Annotated in this window: 10 protein-coding genes; 7 read left to right on the top strand and 3 right to left on the bottom strand. The window is 67.4% G+C overall.

Annotation, left to right across the window (positions count from 1 at the left end):
* Positions 1 to 202: 202 nt before the first annotated feature.
* Positions 203 to 913, bottom strand: coding sequence for a 3'-5' exonuclease (locus C3B78_RS13270; RefSeq protein ID WP_104998483.1), 711 nt, complete (start codon positions 911 to 913; stop codon positions 203 to 205).
* A 63-nt stretch (positions 914 to 976) separates the two neighbouring features.
* Here C3B78_RS13270 and C3B78_RS13265 point away from each other — a divergent pair, with 63 nt between their 5' ends.
* From C3B78_RS13265 to C3B78_RS13255, 3 genes are all read left to right on the top strand, one after another.
* Positions 977 to 1,393, top strand: a complete 417-nt coding sequence (locus C3B78_RS13265) for an MGMT family protein (RefSeq protein WP_104998482.1) — start codon at positions 977 to 979, stop codon at positions 1,391 to 1,393.
* A gap of 164 nt (positions 1,394 to 1,557) precedes the next feature.
* Positions 1,558 to 4,758: an ATP-dependent helicase gene (locus tag C3B78_RS13260; RefSeq protein WP_234005607.1), complete on the top strand. Its 3,201-nt coding sequence runs from the start codon at positions 1,558 to 1,560 to the stop codon at positions 4,756 to 4,758.
* Between the two features lie 38 nt (positions 4,759 to 4,796).
* Positions 4,797 to 8,348 carry an ATP-dependent DNA helicase gene (locus C3B78_RS13255; protein WP_104999788.1) on the top strand — a complete coding sequence of 1,184 codons (3,552 nt, stop codon included), beginning with the start codon at positions 4,797 to 4,799 and terminating at the stop codon, positions 8,346 to 8,348.
* On the opposite strand, the gene C3B78_RS13250 is transcribed toward C3B78_RS13255, so the two are convergent.
* The gene (locus C3B78_RS13250; RefSeq protein WP_104999787.1) at positions 8,326 to 9,558 is read right to left on the bottom strand and encodes a macrolide 2'-phosphotransferase; all 1,233 of its coding nucleotides are present in this window, start codon (positions 9,556 to 9,558) and stop codon (positions 8,326 to 8,328) included. The two genes, C3B78_RS13255 and C3B78_RS13250, sit on opposite strands and share 23 nt — an antisense overlap.
* A 142-nt stretch (positions 9,559 to 9,700) precedes the next feature.
* On the opposite strand from C3B78_RS13250, the gene nudC reads away from it, so the two are divergent.
* Genes nudC through C3B78_RS20300 form a run of 3 tightly spaced genes read left to right on the top strand, consistent with a single transcriptional unit; the run spans position 9,701 to position 13,516 of the window.
* Positions 9,701 to 10,723, top strand: a complete 1,023-nt coding sequence (nudC, locus tag C3B78_RS13245) for an NAD(+) diphosphatase (RefSeq protein WP_104998481.1) — start codon at positions 9,701 to 9,703, stop codon at positions 10,721 to 10,723.
* 58 nt (positions 10,724 to 10,781) lie between these two features.
* On the top strand, positions 10,782 to 12,917 hold the full coding sequence (locus C3B78_RS13240; protein WP_104998480.1) for an ATP-dependent DNA helicase UvrD2: 2,136 nt from the start codon (positions 10,782 to 10,784) through the stop codon (positions 12,915 to 12,917).
* Positions 12,914 to 13,516, top strand: a complete 603-nt coding sequence (locus C3B78_RS20300) for a M48 metallopeptidase family protein (protein WP_104998479.1) — start codon at positions 12,914 to 12,916, stop codon at positions 13,514 to 13,516. Before C3B78_RS13240 ends, C3B78_RS20300 begins: the two co-directional genes overlap by 4 nt.
* Before the next feature lie 34 nt (positions 13,517 to 13,550).
* On the opposite strand, the gene C3B78_RS13230 is transcribed toward C3B78_RS20300, so the two are convergent.
* Positions 13,551 to 15,026, bottom strand: coding sequence for a zinc-dependent metalloprotease (locus C3B78_RS13230; RefSeq protein WP_104998478.1), 1,476 nt, complete (start codon positions 15,024 to 15,026; stop codon positions 13,551 to 13,553).
* A gap of 279 nt (positions 15,027 to 15,305) precedes the next feature.
* Here C3B78_RS13230 and C3B78_RS13225 point away from each other — a divergent pair, with 279 nt between their 5' ends.
* Positions 15,306 to 16,373 carry a PDZ domain-containing protein gene (locus tag C3B78_RS13225; RefSeq protein WP_396136722.1) on the top strand — a complete coding sequence of 356 codons (1,068 nt, stop codon included), beginning with the start codon at positions 15,306 to 15,308 and terminating at the stop codon, positions 16,371 to 16,373.
* Positions 16,374 to 16,490 lie beyond the last annotated feature (117 nt).

Genomic DNA, 16,490 nt, shown 5'->3' with positions numbered 1-16,490 from the left:
AGCGTTTCGCGGCGGTTGGGCGAACAAATGCTCGGACTTGGCCACAGATGATCGAAGGAAATTCCGTGTGGGCGGTAATGGTCCTTGTGCTGGAGCCTTGAGTGCCCGTGCAGGCGAATCCTTAGTGCGTCATCAGCCCAGCCGTGATACACAGCGCGACTGTGAAATAGCTCTCGTCCCGGCCGTGCCGGAGACGTTCCCGTCAGAAACCAGCCGTACTGGCATCCTGCGGTGGAAGCACGGGCCAGTCACCTTCAATGACGGCAGCAGGCTTCGTCTTACGGAGGTAGTCCTGGAAATCGGCTGCCTGGCTCACTGCCCAGTCAACCTGCAGCTGGTGCAGTTGGCTGGCCGGCATGCTGAGTTTAGGAAACTTGCCGGCCATGGCGTCCAGCACCCTCAAGGTGGCCAGTGCATCAGCGGCCGACGTGTGAGCGTTGTCCAGGACCACGCCGTACTCCTCGCACAACGCCGTGAGGGTCCGCTTGCCCTTACGGAAGCGGTCCACCTGCTTGTTCATGATGTATGGGTCCAGGACCGGGAAACGGGTCAGCTGGGGGACCCCGTACCGGGCCGACTCGGCCGCCAGCACCGTGAAGTCATAGCTGGCATTGAAGGCGATGACGGGAGTCCCGTCGTCGAACAGTCCCTGCAGCACGGCGGCAACCTCCCGGGTCACCTCGTGGGCAGGCCTGCCATCACGGCGTGCCTGTTCAGTGGTGATGCCGTGCACCTCACTGGTCTCGGTGGGTATTTCCACTCCCGGATCTGCCAGCCACTCGTATTCCTGGACGACGTCGCCGTTGTGGTCCACCACCGTCACCGAGGCCGTGACGATACGTGCGGCCCGGGAGTTGCGCCCTGTGGTTTCGAGGTCGAAGGCGGCGCGGGGGAGGGTGTTCCAGGTGCTCATGCTTCAACGCTAAAGGCCACCACCGACAATTCCGTGGAACGCCACTGCGGCTAGATTGGATCAATGCGGATTGAGTATGTGGAGGCGGTGCTTGCCGTTGTGGAGCTGGTTCCCGCCGGATCCGCGGTGGCCTATGGCGATGTCGCCGAGCTGCTGGGTTCAGGCGGGCCCAGGCAGGTCGGCGCGGTCATGAGCAGCTACGGAAGCGGAGTCCCCTGGTGGCGGGTCCTCAAGGCGAGCGGCCACGCACCGGACGGTCACGAAGCTGATGCCCTCCGCCGCTACCTTGCTGAAGGCACACCCCTGCTGGGGGCGTACCTTGAGTTCCAGCGGACCGGCGAGGGGCGCTGGCGGGTGGATCTTCCGGCCGCGCGCTGGGTGCCGAGCGAGGCCCAGTTCGACAGGATTGACGCGGTCGCCGGGGTGTTGGTGCGGCGGCTGCACAGAATGTCGGTGGCCGATGATGGAATGTCCCTGTGACAGTCACCATGCCCCTCACCGGCCCGCTCGACGAAGCCCCGGACGGCTCCACGGACGGCCATGTCCGTCAGTTTGGTGAACCCGCCGGCCCGGGAGGCGGCCGTACCCCCGGGCGGCAGGCCGGAGCTGCAGTAACCGGCCTGCGGCTGCTGCCGCCCCGCCAGATGCACGCCGTGGAGCCCCTGCTCTCTGCCGACCAGCAGGCGGCCGTCGACGTCCCCCAAGGAACAGGGCCGGTGTTGCTGCCCGGCGCTCCCGGGACAGGCAAGACCACCGTCCTCGTGGAGGCCGCCGTCAGCAGGGTCACCCGGGACGGTGCGGATCCTGAGCGGATACTGATCCTGGCGCCCAGCCGCCTGGCTGCCGATGCCATGCGTGACCGCTTCACGGCCCGGCTGGACAGGAGCCTGAGCACAACCCCCGCGCGGACCTGGGCCTCCTACGCCTTTGACGTGATCCGGCGCGCCAAGGCGGAAGGGATCCTGCCCCTGTCCCGGCCCCCCAGGCTCCTCTCGGGCCCGGAACAGGACCTCATCATCAAGGAGCTCCTTGAAGGCCATCGACTGCCCGGCCTGGAGCTTCCCTGGCCCGCCGATATCGAAGGTGCCCTGGAAACCCGGGGCTTCCGGCAGGAAGTCCGGCAGCTGTTCGACCGCATCATCGAGTCGGGCCGAACCCCCGGCGACCTGGTGCGCCTCGGACAGGAGTGCCGCAGGCCCGATTGGATCGCCGCTGCGGCCCTGTACGCCGAGTACCGGGATGTCCTGGACCTGCGGATGCCTGAGGCTTTCGATCCGGCCGGCATCATCACCGCGGCACGGCAGGTCTTCCAGGATTCTCCCGGCTTCCTGGCAGCGGAACGGGACCGGCTGCAGGTGATCCTGGTGGACGACATCCAGGAAGCCAACCCCGCAGTCTTTGAGCTGCTGGCTGACATCGCCGGCGGGAAGGACTGCTACGTGGCATTTTCTCCGGACACTGTGGTGCAGGGCTTCCGCGGTGCCAGGCCCGACCTGGTGGCAGAACTGCCCGGGCTGCTGTCGTCCGGAGCACCTGTGGTGGAGCGTCCACTGCGGTACGCCCACCGGCAGGCGCCCGCAGTGGCCGAAGCCTGGCTCGGAGTGGCCGGGCGGATTTCACAGCGCGCGGGCGGGCAACTGGCCCGGCGGCTTGATCCACGCGACCCTGATCAACCCGACGGCGACAGGCGCCAAGGGGTAGTGGAAGCACACCTCGTTCCGTCCGCCGTGCATGAACTGCGCTATGTTGCCCAGCGCATCCTGGACCAGCACATCACCCATGGACGGGACCTTGCCGAACTCGCGGTGATTGTGCGCAGCGGCGCCCAGGTGAGCGAGTTCCAGCGTTACCTGTCGGGCCAGGGGATTACTGTGCGGGTCCCCGTGGCAGAGTCCGCTGTCCGGGACGAGGTGGCCGTCCGCCCGCTCCTTGACGCCTTCGCGATTGCACTGGATCCCGCACTGCTCACCCCGGAAGCCGCAGTCTCCCTCCTGACCTCCCGGATCGGCGGTGCCACATCGATCGAGCTCCGCCGGCTGCGGCAGTCCCTGAGGAGGGAGGAGATCCTGGGGGGCGGAGGCCGGACCAGCGACTCCCTGCTGGTTGAAGCATTACTGGAACCCGGCGCACTGGCTACGCTCGGCATCGAAGGCCGTGCCGCACGCCGGGCAGCACGCATGATCCAGGCAGGCCGCCACGCCGCAGCGGAACCCGGCGCCAACGCTGAGTCAGTCCTCTGGGCCCTCTGGGACTCCACCGGGCTCGCCGATAACTGGACGGAAACCGCCCTTGCCGGCGGTCCGCACGGCGCGCGGGCGGACCGCGACCTGGACGCCATGATGGCCCTCTTCCACACCGCGGAGCGTTACGTGGACCAGATGCCCGGTGCCGGCCCCGAGCAGTTCCTTGAGTATCTCCTGAACCAGGAGCTTCCCATGGACACCCTTGCCGCCCGTGCCCAGGTGGACGACGCCGTGGAACTGTTGACTCCAGCCAGTGCAGCCGGACGGGAGTGGCCGGTGGTGATAGTGGCGGGCCTCCAGGAAGGTGTGTGGCCCAATACCCGGCTCCGCGGCGAGCTGCTTGGAAGCACGCTGTACAGCGATGCGGTGGAACACGGGGCAGGCTACGCCCTGCAACGGGATCCCCTGAGCCGGCTCCGCGACATCCGGTATGACGAGCTCCGGAGCTTCTCCACTGCAGTGTCCCGCGCCCGCGAACTGCTGGTCTGCACCGCCGTATCCTCCGAAGACGACCAGCCTTCCTCCTTCCTCGACTATGTGGCGCCCTTGGCGCCTGGGCAGGAAGCCCGCGGCTTCACTGCAGTTGAGCGCCCCATGGCGCTGCGGCCCCTTGTTGCCGAACTCCGGCAGCATGCGCAGCTGGACGGCCGGGACGCTCCGCAGGCGGATGAAGCGGCCAGGGTGCTTGCCCAGCTGGCAAAGGCTGACCCACCGGTCCCCGGCGCGCATCCACAGAGCTGGTGGGGCCTCCTTCCTCTGACCACGGCGGCAGCGGTGGTTCCGCCTGGCGGAACGGTCTTTGTGTCACCGTCAAAAGTCGAGACCGTGCAGAAATCTCCGCTTGACTGGTTTATCCAGGCCGCGGGAGGCGAAGCTGCCACTGATTTCGCCCGCAGCCTTGGCACCCTGGTCCACGCCATTGCCCAGGAGCTCCCGGATGCGTCCGGCAGTGAGTATGTCGCCGAGCTGGTCCGGCGCTGGCCGGCATTGGGAATGAAGGACAACTGGGAGGGCAGGCTGGATTTCCAGCGTGCCGAGTCCATGGTGCGCAAGCTGGCACAGTATGTGCTCCTCATGCGAAGCGAGGGCCGAAGCCTGCTTGGAGTGGAACAGGATTTCGACGTCGCACTCGGAAAGGTTCCCGTCGATGACGCTCCCGCCCGGGACGCCGTCCTGCGCGGGCAGGTGGACCGACTCGAAATAGACGCCGAAGGCAGGCTGGTCATCGTGGACCTCAAAACCGGAAAACGCCAGCCCGGTAAAGGGGAACTGTCGCGGCATCCGCAGCTCGGCGCATACCAGGCAGCGGTGCTCGCCGGGGGCTTCCAGAGCAGTAAGGACAGCCCCGCCGCGCCGGTCCCCGGCGGCGCCGTCCTGGCCCAGCTCGGAACCGGGGCAAAGAACCCCGCCGTCCAGCATCAGGACGCCATAGACCCGCAGGAGAACTGGGCCATGGACATGGTGAAGGATGCAGCCGCCGTAATGGGAGGCAGCACGTTTGAAGCACGGCACGATCCCTCGAAGGGAAGCCACGGTGGCCACGGCTGCAGGCTCCCCGAGGTATGTCCTTTGTGTGTGCGCGGAAGGCAAGTGACCGAATGAGGCCGGACGTGCAACAGTCTTTGACTCCCCTTTCCGCCATGACCCCGATTTCCGGGCCAGGCCCGGATGCGGAGCCACTCCCGCAGCCCCGCTTCAGCCCGGAGGAGCTTTCTGTGCTCCTGGGGGAGAAGAACGTTCCAACCCCTGAGCAGTCGGCCATCATTTCGTCGCCTCTCGCGCCGAGGCTGGTCATTGCGGGGGCGGGGTCCGGCAAGACAGCCACTATGGCGGACCGGGTGGTGTGGCTCGTCGCCAACGGCTGGGTCCGCCCCGAGGAAGTCCTGGGCGTGACTTTCACCCGCAAGGCAGCAGGTGAACTTGCCACCCGTATCCGGGGAAAACTGGCCGCCCTCCAGCGCTTGGTTATCAAGGACAGAGGTGTCCGGGACAGCGCCGAAGCGGACAGCGGGGGCAAGGTTTTCCAGGACGGGCTGCTCAGCAGCGATGCACTCGAACCGAAAGTTTCCACCTACCACTCCTTCGCCAGCGGCATCGTCTCTGACTATGGGCTGCGCCTGGGAGTGGAGCGGGACGTGGTCCTGCTGGGCGGTGCGCAGGCCTGGCAGCTGGCCACCGAGGTGGTGGAGGGTTATGACGGCGAATACGGGCATTTCCGGGCTGCCAAGTCCACGCTGGTGAAGGCAGTTATCCAGCTGGCCGGTGAATGCGCCGAGCACCTCCAGGAACCCGAGGACGTCGAAGCCTGGCTGATGGCCCGGTTGTCCGACTTCGAGTCACTCCCTTACCTAGCCGACAAAAAGAAGAACCCCCCGCAGGCAGCGGCCGATCTCGCCGGCATGTTGAGGACCAGGGCCAGCGTGGCGGACATGGTTGGCCGGTACGCGGCGGCGAAGCGGGCCCGGGGGGCACTTGATTTTGGCGATCTGGTGGCCCTTGCCGCCCGCGTGGCGCAGGACGTGCCCTTGGCTGCCCAGATGGAACGGCAGCGCTACAAGGTGGTCCTGCTCGACGAGTTCCAGGACACTTCCCACGCCCAACTGGTCCTGTTCTCCCGGCTCTTCGGCGGCGGGCACGCGGTGACCGCCGTTGGCGACCCCAACCAGTCGATTTACGGCTTCCGCGGCGCGTCGGCAGGCCAGTTGTTCCATTTCGTGCGGGAGTTCCCCGTGCGGACAGGGACGCCACGACATGGGACAGCGCCAACCGGTACGGATGGGACGGCGGGACGGGGCATGGCGGAAAGCGGGGACAACTGGGCTCCCGCGCCGACCTCGTACCTGACAACGGCGTGGCGGAACGGACGCTCCATCCTGGCCGCTGCCAACGTGATGTCTGAATCCTTGGCCCGGGCAGCCGCGCAGCGCGGACCGGCGGGCGGGGGAGGGCCGGCCGCACCAAAGGTGCCGCCGCTGCAGCCGAGCCCTCATGCTGCAGCGGGATCAGTGGTGCTGGGGCGGTTCGGAAGCGATGTGGATGAAGCCTCAGCGCTGGCCGATGACGTCCTGAAGTACCGGGTGACGGATTTTGAGCTGAAGCCCGACGGGTCGCCGGTTCCGCCCGCCGTCGCTGTCCTTTGCCGGCGGCGCGCACAAATGGAGCCCATCCGGCGGCAGCTGGAAGCCCGTGGCATTCCCTACGAGATTGTTGGTCTTGGCGGGCTCCTTGATACTCCCGAAATCGTGGATCTTGTTGCAACCCTGCGTGTCCTGGCCGACCCCGGCCGTTCCGACGCGCTGATGCGCCTGCTGGCGGGGGCCCGTTGGCGGATCGGACCCGCAGATCTGATGGCCTTGCGGGACTGGTCCAGCCAGCTTGCCCGGCGTCGGGGCCAGGCCGGACGGGGCGATGACCAGCTTCCGGATGACGGACCGGCCGTCCTCGAAAGCGACCTTACTGATGCCGCCAGCCTGGTGGAGGCATTGGACTGGCTGCCGCGGGAAGGATGGACCTCATCGAACGGCAGGTCCCTGACCCCCGCTGCGCGGGAGCGGATGGTCCGGCTCTCCACAGAGCTGCGTCAGCTCCGGGGCTACCTTGGGGACGACCTCACCACCCTGCTCGGGGAGGTGGAAAGGGCCATGCTCCTTGATATCGAGGTTGCCGCCAGGCCCGGCATCAGCATCCATCAGGCGCGCCGGAACCTCGATGCCTTCCAGGATGCCGCTGCCGGGTTCCTGCGAACGTCCCAGCGCGTGGACATCCTCGCCTTCCTGTCCTGGCTGGAGGCTGCCTCAGCAGAAGAAAACGGACTGGAAGCACCACCCGGCGACGTCAACCGGGAAGCTGTGCAGCTGCTTACGGTCCATGCTTCCAAGGGGCTGGAATGGGATGTCGTTTTCGTGCCGGGACTGAACGCCAAGGACTTCCCCAGCGACCGCGACTCGCGCTGGAGCAGCGGGTCCGCGGCCTTGCCCTGGCCGCTGCGCGGTGACCGGGCAGACCTTCCCCAATGGGACCTCGACCAGCCTGACCAAAAAGGCTGGCTGGATGCGGAGAAGGACTTCAAGGCAGCTGTCCAGGCCCACGGGGAATCTGAGGAGCGCCGCCTTGCCTACGTGGCGTACACCCGGGCCAAGCATGTCCTGTGGGCGTCCAGCGCCGCCTGGGTGGGATCCAGGTCGGGACGGGCGGAAATGTCGCCATTCCTGGCAGAGCTTGAAACCCTGACCGCCGGGGCCAGCGGGGGCCCGGCGCGGGCGGTCATCCATCCCCGCTCCGTGGAGGAGCCCTCCCTGCCTGAGACCAGCCCGCTTACCCTCGATACCGAGGTGGCCGGCTGGCCGTACGATCCCCTGGAGGGGCCGGTGGACCCGCGCACGGGGGAGCGCCTGCGCCTGGCGGGCGGCCGGAGGCACGCGATGGAAACCGCTGCTGCCCGGGTCATGGCGGCGATGGAGGACTCCCGCCGCGGGCGGGCTGCCGCCCGGGAATCTGAACTTCCAGGGGTTGCCGCCGGCTGGGCCCGGGAAGCGGCGTTGCTGCTCGAACGCCGGGCCAGGAGGTCTTCAGCCCGGGACGTCCACCTCCCCACCCACATTTCGGCGTCCACCCTTGTTGATCTGGGCGAGGACCCTTCAGCCGTGGCCTGGCGGCTGCGCAGGCCCGTGCCACGGGAACCGGGCATGTCGGCAAGGAAGGGCACGGCTTTCCACGCGTGGGTGGAAGAGTACTTTGGCACCGCAGGCCTGCTGGACCTCGGTGAAGCGCCGGGCTCGGATGATCACATCGATGCGGCGTACGACCTCGACGCCATGGTGGCCACCTTCCGGTCGTCCCCCTGGGCCCACCGCTCTCCGGCCTTCATTGAAGTTCCGGTGGAGACCCGAGTCGGGGACGTGGTGGTTCGTGGCCGTGTTGACGCGGTGTTCCAGGATCCTGACGGACGCTGGGACCTGGTGGACTGGAAGACCGGCCGACGGCCCTCCGGGAACCTGCTTCGGACCAAGGCCGTCCAGCTGGCGGTGTACCGGCTGGCCTGGTCGAGGCTGAAGGGCGTGCCGCTGGAGGACGTGCGTGCGGCGTTCTTCTACGTTGCTGATAACGAAGTAGTGCGGCCCCACGACCTGGGAACAGCAAGCCAGTTGGAGGAGATCGTGGCGGCAGCCCTCAGTTCCCCTGGTCCTTCTTGACGTCGACGATCGAGAGCGCCGCGGTGGATGTGTCGTCCGGTCCGCCGGCGGAAGGCTCAGGCGCGGGCACTGGCTCCACCCGAACGGGAGACGCGGCCACTGGGATTGGAGTCACGACGACAGCGGGCTGGGCCGGGACGGGCAGGACGGTGACCGGTGGCACGGCCGCCGGCACGTCGTCGTCGGCCGCCCGGATGCTTGGGACGGCGTCGGGCGCAACGGCCTCACGCGCCACGGAGTCAGGCCCCCCGGCAGCTGCCGCTGGCGGCAGGGGCTCAACACTGATGGGCTGCCCGCCGTGCTCTGCAACATCGCTTGCCAGCGTGTCCAGCATTTCTTCTGCCTCGGCAATCATGGAGGCATCGCCGGCAGCGATGCCCTTCACCAAGTACTGCGCGAGGGCGAATTCAGCGGAGAGCGCGGCCCGCCGGAGGAGGTGGTTGTCGGGGGCGTCACGGCGGCCGGAGGTGTAGGCCGCCAGAACCGCATCCACAAAATCATGCTCGTTGGAGGCCACCAGCCACGCGAAGTCGTCCGCGGGGTCGCCGATCCGAAGATCGGTCCAGCCGGTCACCGCCGTGACCCGCTGGCCCTCCACCAGCAGGTTGTCCTCGTGCAGGTCCCCGTGCACGACGCAGGGATTGAAGCGCCACAGGGAGACGTCTTCCAGCGCGTGTTCCCAGCGGAGCAGCAGGGCGGGGGGAATCTTCCCGGTGGTGGCTGCCTGGTCCAGCTCATTCAGCCTGCGCTGCCGGAATTCGTTCGGGGTGTAGCTGGGCAGGTCCGCGTTGCTGACCAGGGCCCGGGGAAGATCGTGAATGGCCGCCAGCGCGATGCCGATTTCGCGGGCGAGGGCATCCGGTCCGGCCGTGAGTTCTTCGACACTGCGGGTGCTCCCGCCCAGATGGGAGTACACGAACGTGCTCAGGCTGCCCAGCCGCACACTGCCCGCAACCGTAGGCATCAGAAAAGGCAGCTCAGCCCGAATGCCCGGCGCGAAGGCGCGAAGTACCAGGAACTCGGTTTCCAGCCGTGCGCTGGCCTCGGCGTGCCGCGGGGACCTCACCCGCCAGCGCTTCCCCTCCGAATCAAGGAGCAGGGCAGAGTCGAAGTCCGCGGGATCGTCCGGAGCAGAGCTAACAGCCGTCGGGGTCAGTCCGGGGACTGCCGCAGTTGCAACGGCTGCCAGTTCAATCGGTTTTCTTCTCACCATTCCACGGTAGATCGCCTGCCGTCCGGGAGGCCGGTCCGGCGGCGGCGAGTCTTCAGATACCTCCAAATCAGGGGAGGGAGGACGGCCGGAAAACGCCCTCGAAATGTCAATTGACAGCACCAGTCAGTACGGTGGACCTATGAGCCACGCCGAGTCTGTTACACCGGTCTACCAGGGGCAGCAGGCAATGCTGCCCGCCAACCACCTCAGGGACACATTGCTCCCTGTCAGGCCGGCGCTGGTGGACCGCGGATCGGCCGAGCGCACGGCCCCCGGAATAGTTGCCAGCCAGCTGGCCAACCCCGCAACGCTGGCTGTTGTCCTTTCCGGCCGGCAGGGGCTGGTCCAGGGCGGCGGGTTGTTTACAGCCGCTGCGGGGCCCTTGCTTGAGGAACTCACCACGGCAGGCTCAGCCCCGGAACTGGTCATCTTCCTAGGCACCGCCCTCCCGGACTCCGACTTTCCCGCAGGAACCGGGCTGCTGCTGTTTGTCCTGCCGGAGCCGGCGGCCCCGGGAACAGCCGGGATCCCGTCCGACGCCCAGTGGGCCGGTTTCCGCGACGTGGCTGCCGGGCTGACCCCAACCCACACCGCGCTTTTTGTCGAATCAAGTGCCATCGCCAACTGGCATTCCGGCCACACGCACTGTCCGCGCTGCGGGAAGCCCACCGAGGTGGAAGCCGGGGGCTGGGTGCGTCGCTGCCCGGAGGACTTGTCGGAACACTACCCGCGCACGGATCCCGCCATCATTGTTACCGTTGAGGGCCCTGACGGCCGGCTGCTGCTGGGCGGCGGAGGTCCTGCGGATGCCAGGAACTATTCTACGCTGGCAGGCTTCGTGGAGCCGGGGGAGTCCCTGGAACAGGCAGTAGTCCGCGAGATCTACGAAGAGGTTGGCGTCCGGGTGACCGCATGCCAGTACCTCGGATCGCAGTCCTGGCCGTTCCCGGCCTCCCTTATGCTTGGATTTACCGCCGTCACCGAGGACTCCGAAGCAAAGCCCGACGGCGTAGAGGTCACCAGGGCACGCTGGTTCAGCCGGGAGGAACTCCAGGAAGCCGTGCTCAGCGGGGAGATCACCATCTCCAGCCGGCTTTCCATTGCCCGCTCGCTGATTGAGCATTGGTACGGCGGACGCATCCGGGACCTGGCCGGGGCCTGACTCCTTCACGTATCCACCAGACTCCAGCACGCGGTAGTCGAGACCAAGAGCAGCAGAAGTGACTACAGAACATATTGACGGGACAGCATCCCTGGAGGACCGCATCCTTGGCGGCCTGGACGCAGAGCAACGGGAAGTGGCCAGCACCCTGAACGGCCCGCTGTGTGTCCTGGCGGGCGCAGGAACCGGTAAGACACGCGCCATCACCCACCGCATTGCCTACGGCGTCCACTCCGGCGTCTATTCGCCGCAGCGGCTGCTTGCCGTGACCTTCACGGCCCGGGCCGCTGCCGAGATGCGGAGCCGGCTGCGGGATCTCGGGGCGGGCAACGTGCAGGCGCGGACATTCCACGCCGCTGCCCTGCGCCAGCTGCAGTTCTTCTGGCCGCAGGCAGTTGGCGGGACCCTGCCCAACCTCCTGGACCACAAGGCGCAGATGCTGGCCGAGGCCGCCCGGCGGCTCCGGCTCAGCACCGACAGGGCCTCCATCCGCGATCTCGCCTCCGAGATTGAATGGGCCAAGGTGTCCATGCTCACCCCGGCCAACTACCTGGAAAACGCCCAGGACAGGGGTGCCCCGGGAGGGTTCGACCTCACGGCCGTGGCACGGGTTTTCCAGTCCTACGAGGACGTGAAGACGGACCGCAACGTCATTGACTTCGAGGACGTCCTGCTGATCACGGTGGGAATCCTCCAGGAGGACGAGAAGGTCGCCGCCACCGTCCGCGAGCAGTACCGGCACTTTGTGGTGGATGAGTACCAGGACGTCTCCCCGCTGCAGCAGCGGCTCCTGGACCTCTGGCTCGGCGGCCGGGACGAACTCTGCGTCGTCGGCGACGCCAGCCAGACCATCTATTCATTTACGGGCGCTTCCCCCAAGCACCTCCTGGATTTCAAAGCACGCTACCCGCAGGCCAACGTGGTCAAACTGATCCGGGACTACCGCTCCACGCCGCAGGTCGTGAGGCTCGCCAATGAGTTGCTGGCCGGCCGGCGGAGCGGCGGTCCGGTGGCCGACGCCGCCTGGGCAACACCCCTCCAGCTCGTGGCCCAGCGGCCGGCGGGCCCGGCACCCCAGTTCACCGAGTGCGCAGACGACGAAGCAGAGGCAGCCACTGTTGCCCAGAGGATCAAGGCACTGCTGGACGCGGGCACTCCCGCCAGCGAGGTGGCCGTCCTGTTCCGGACCAACGGCCAGTCCGAGGCCTACGAACAGGCCCTCGCTGCGGCCGGCATCGGCTACCAGCTGCGCGGCGGCGAGCGGTTCTTCGCCCGCAAGGAGGTCCGGGACGCCATCCTGCAGCTTCGGGCCGCAACCCGGGCCGTCGCGGAGACGGATTCCCCCGAGCCCCTGGGGCAGCTGGTCCGGGACATCGTCTCGTCCCTCGGCTACACGGACTCCGCCCCCCACAGCGGCGGCGCACTGCGGGAACGCTGGGAATCGCTGGCGGCCCTGGTGGCGCTTGCCGATGAACTGGTCCAAACCCGGGGTGCCGGTTTTGGGCTGGCCGACTTCGTGAACGAACTCCAGGAACGCTCCCTCGCCCAGCACGCCCCCACCGTCCAGGGGGTGACCCTGGCCTCGCTGCACGCGGCCAAGGGCCTGGAATGGGATGCGGTGTTCCTGGTGGGCCTCAGCGAGGGTCTGATGCCCATCTCCTTCGCCGACTCGCCCGAGTCGGTGGATGAGGAACGGAGGCTGCTTTACGTGGGAATCACCCGTGCCCGGGAGCACCTCTCGTTGTCCTGGTCCACAGCCCGGACCCCGGGCGGACGGGCAAACCGGAAACCGTCAAGGTTCCTGGACGGGTTGCGCCCGGACTCAGTGGCAACGTCAACCACCCGGGGGAAGGTTCCGGTGTCCCGCCGGAAGGCCGCCGCTCCCGCCATGTGCCGGGTCTGTGGAAGCATGCTTGCCACTGGCGCGGAACGCAAGGTGGGCCGCTGCAACTCCTGTCCGCCGAGCTACGAGGAGCAGACCTTCGATGCCCTGCGGAACTGGCGCCGCGAAGTTGCCCTCGCCGCTGAGGTGCCTGCGTTCGTAGTGTTCACCGATGCCACGCTCACAGCCATCGCTGAGGCGCGCCCCGCCTCGCTCGAGGAGCTGGCCGGGCTGGCAGGAGTGGGCCCGTCCAAGCTGGAACGGTACGGGGAAGACGTTCTGCGCGTCCTCACGGAAAGCACTTCCCTGTGAAGTCCGGCCAGGGCGCGAAAACGGCCGGGTCGGCTGCTGCCCCCCTGACCACTGACGACGGTGCGCCCGTTGTGGTGCGGCGTTCCGCCCGGCGCACCCGCACGGTGGCGGCCTTCTGGGAGAACGGAAGTGCAGTTGTGGCCATTCCCGCACGGTTTACCGCCGCCCAGGAGGCCGAGTGGGTCCACCGGATGGTGGCCAAGCTGCAGCGCCAGGGGGAGCGGCGGGCAGCAGCGGGCCGGAGGCGCCCGGCCACCGACGCCGCCCTTGCGGCCCACGCCGCCCACCTGTCAGCCCAGTACCTCGGGGGGCGGGCAGTGCCGACGTCCGTGCGCTGGGTCAGCAACCAGAACTCCCGCTGGGGTTCAGCTACTCCCTCTGAGGGCACCATCAGGCTCTCGGACAAACTTCGGCCAATGCCGCAGTGGGTCATCGACTACGTCCTGCTCCACGAGCTCGCCCACCTGCTGGTGGCCGCGCACAACGCCGCATTCTGGAAACTGCTGGAAGCCTACCCCGAGACCCAGCGGGCCAAAGCATTCCTGGAAGGCGTCTCCTACGCCACCGGGCGCGGCATGGCGGACCCGGACGCGGACTGAATCCGGGCCCGCAACAATGCGGGCCCGGACGGTCCTAGCCCTTCGGCTGGCCGTCCCGCCCCTCTTCCGGCCGCCCGCCGTCGCCGTCGTCCTTTGCAGTGCCGCCCTGGTCCTGGCCGTCAGCGCCACCCTGGCCCGCGGGGCCGCTCCCGCCTTCCGGAGCGGCGTCGAAGCCGCCACTGAGGAGTTTCTGTAGGGCGTCGTCCACTTCGCTGTCGCTGGCTTCGGCCAGTTTGCGGCGTCCGCTGAAGCCCTTGGGGTCATCCAGGTCCTCGGCGGTGGGCAACAGGTCCGGGTGGTGCCAGATGGCGTCGCGGCCTTCGATGCCGCGCTCTTCCTTCAAAGTGGCCCACAGCGCGGCGGCATCCCGCAGCCTGCGGGGCCTTAGCTCCAAGCCCACCAGGGATGCGAAGGCGTGCTCGGCCGGACCGCCGGTTGCCCGGCGGCGGCGCACTGTTTCGCGGAGCGCGCCCGCGGACGGCAGCAGCTTCTCTGTGGCGGCCGCGGTGAGTTCGTCCACCCAGCCTTCCACGAGCGCAAGCGCCGTCTCAAGCTTTTCGAGGGCCTGCTCCTGTGCGGGTGTCCGCTGCGGCATGAACACTCCCTGGGACAGGGCTTCCTGGATGCCCTCGGGGTTGCCGGGATCAAGGTCCCGCGCAAGTTCCTCAATCCGCGAGGTGTCGATATGTATGCCGCGGGCGTAGGCCTCGATGGCGCCCAGCAGGTGGCCGCGCAGCCACGGCACCTGGACAAAGAGCCGGGCGTGCGCAGCTTCCCGTACCGCAAGGAAAAGCCGGATGTCATTCTCGGGCAGGGACAGGCCCTCACCGAAAGCTGCCACGTTGGCCGGCAGCAGCGCCATTTCAAGGTCGGCCAGGGGTACGCCGATGTCGGTGGAACTGACCACGTCAGTGGACAGGGCGCCGATGGCCTGCCCCAGCTGCATGCCGAAGATGGCCCCGCCCATGTTCTGGAGCATCGAGGATGCCCCGCCCATCATTGATTTCATCTCTTCGGGCATCTGCTCCGTCATTGCGGAGGACAGGGCGTTGGCAATGCTGTTGGCAACCGGCTCGGTGAGCCGCTTCCACGTGCCAAGGGTGGCTTCCACCCATTCCGCCCGGGACCACGCCCGGCCGATCAGGCCGGTGGCAGGAAGGTCTGTCACCGGGTCAAGCCATAGTTCCGCCAGGCGCAGGGCTTCATCGACTTCGCGGGACTGCTGGGCAGTGACCGAAGGATCGCTGCTGCTTGCCGCAACCCGGCGTGCGTTGTCGTGGGCAAGCTGCCAGTTGACGGGACCTTCCGAAGGCGCGCTCATCATTGCCTGCACCTGGGAGAACATCTGGGCCAGCAGGTTGGGGTCGTTGGGCAGGCCGGCAGCTTTGGCCAGCTCGGCGGGGTCGAAATTTTCCATCCCCTTGCCGCCCATGAGGTTCTGCAGCATTTCGGTCAACGGATCCTTGGGGGTGTCATCCCCGTTGGACGAATTGAGTGGATTGGAGGCCATGATCCCGCCGATCGTCGGTGTGACTGTCAACCTTCACGGTACCCCGGCGGTGACCGGCTGTCTGCCGGACCGCGGGGCCGTTCGCTCTAGGCAAAGCGTTGGCAGGCACGGTCACCGCGTAGTCTTGGTTGGGTGACTACAACCCGTGGCGGCCACCCCTCAGAGGACCACGCTCCTGAGCTCTTCACCCGCGGGTTACCTGCGCGGACGGAAGAAGCGCCGGCAGAAGAAGCCCCAACAGAGGAAAACTACGACGGCGGCCCGGCCGGCGGCAGGCCGCTGCGGGACCGTGCACCGCGGGACCCGAAAGTGTCCGCCATGCTGTTGGCCGGCATGTCGGCCCTGGGGCTGGGAATCGCCGTCGGTACCCTTCCGGTGCCGTACGTCGTCGAGTCACCCGGCCCCACGTATAACACCCTGGGTGAAAGCCAGGGTAAACCGGTAATCAGCATCACGGGACGGGATACGTACCCGGCCAAAGGCAACCTGGACCTCACCACGGTCTACGTGGACGGCGGACCCAACGGGCCCGTCAGCATCCTGGACGCTTTTTCCGCCTGGCTTACCCCCTCCAAGGCCGTCCACCCGGTGGAACTGATCTACCCCACCGGCACAACCAGGGAAGAGGCTGAGGAGCAGAGTTCCGTGGCCATGACCACCTCCCAGGAGAACGCCGTGGCGTCGGCCCTCAAGGAGCTGGAGATTCCCTTCGGGCAGCAGCTCCAGGCAGCGGCCCTCTCGGAAGGTTCCGCATCCGCCGGGAAGATCGAACCCGGGGACGTGCTCAAAAGCATCAACGGCAGGGACATCACCTCACTGGCCGTTGTCCAGGAGGAATTGGCGGCAGGAAAAGGCGCGCCGGCCACCGTGGTGGTGGAGCGCGGTGGGCAGCCGGTCACGGAGGCGATCACCCCCAAAGACAACGGGGAGGGCCGCTTCATCCTCGGAGTGATGCTCAAGTACCTGTTCACGTTCCCCTTCGCCGTCGACATCTCGCTTGAGAAGGTGGGCGGTCCCAGCGCCGGGCTGATGTTCTCACTCGGCATTATCGATACCGTCACCCCGGGCGACCTGACGGGCGGCAAGCACATCGCAGGGACCGGCACCATCTCCCCGGACGGCCTCGTGGGACCCATCGGCGGGATCGAGCAGAAAATGCAGGGTGCAAGGGCCGGGGGAGCCACAATGTTCCTCGCGCCGGCCGCAAACTGCCAGGACGTGGTGGGGCAAATCCCCGAGGGGCTGCAGGTGGTCCGTGTGGAGAACCTCGCGGAGGCGCGTGACGCCGTCGAACGCGCCGGCAGCGGCCAGGACACATCCGGCCTCCCGGCGTGCACAAGCAACTAGACTGGGCGCAACTAGACTCAACAGGAACTAAGCCTTACCGCCACTCGTGGCAATTGTGACGGACGAAACCAGCTGTTTGACCGGTGCCGGACGTCGCTCGCACGCACGCATCGAATA

The sequence above is a fragment of the Arthrobacter sp. PGP41 genome, from assembly GCF_002953935.1.
Taxonomy (GTDB): Bacteria; Actinomycetota; Actinomycetes; order Actinomycetales; family Micrococcaceae; genus Arthrobacter.
Note: the sequence above shows the minus strand (reverse complement) of the source record. Positions and strands in the feature narration are given on the sequence as shown.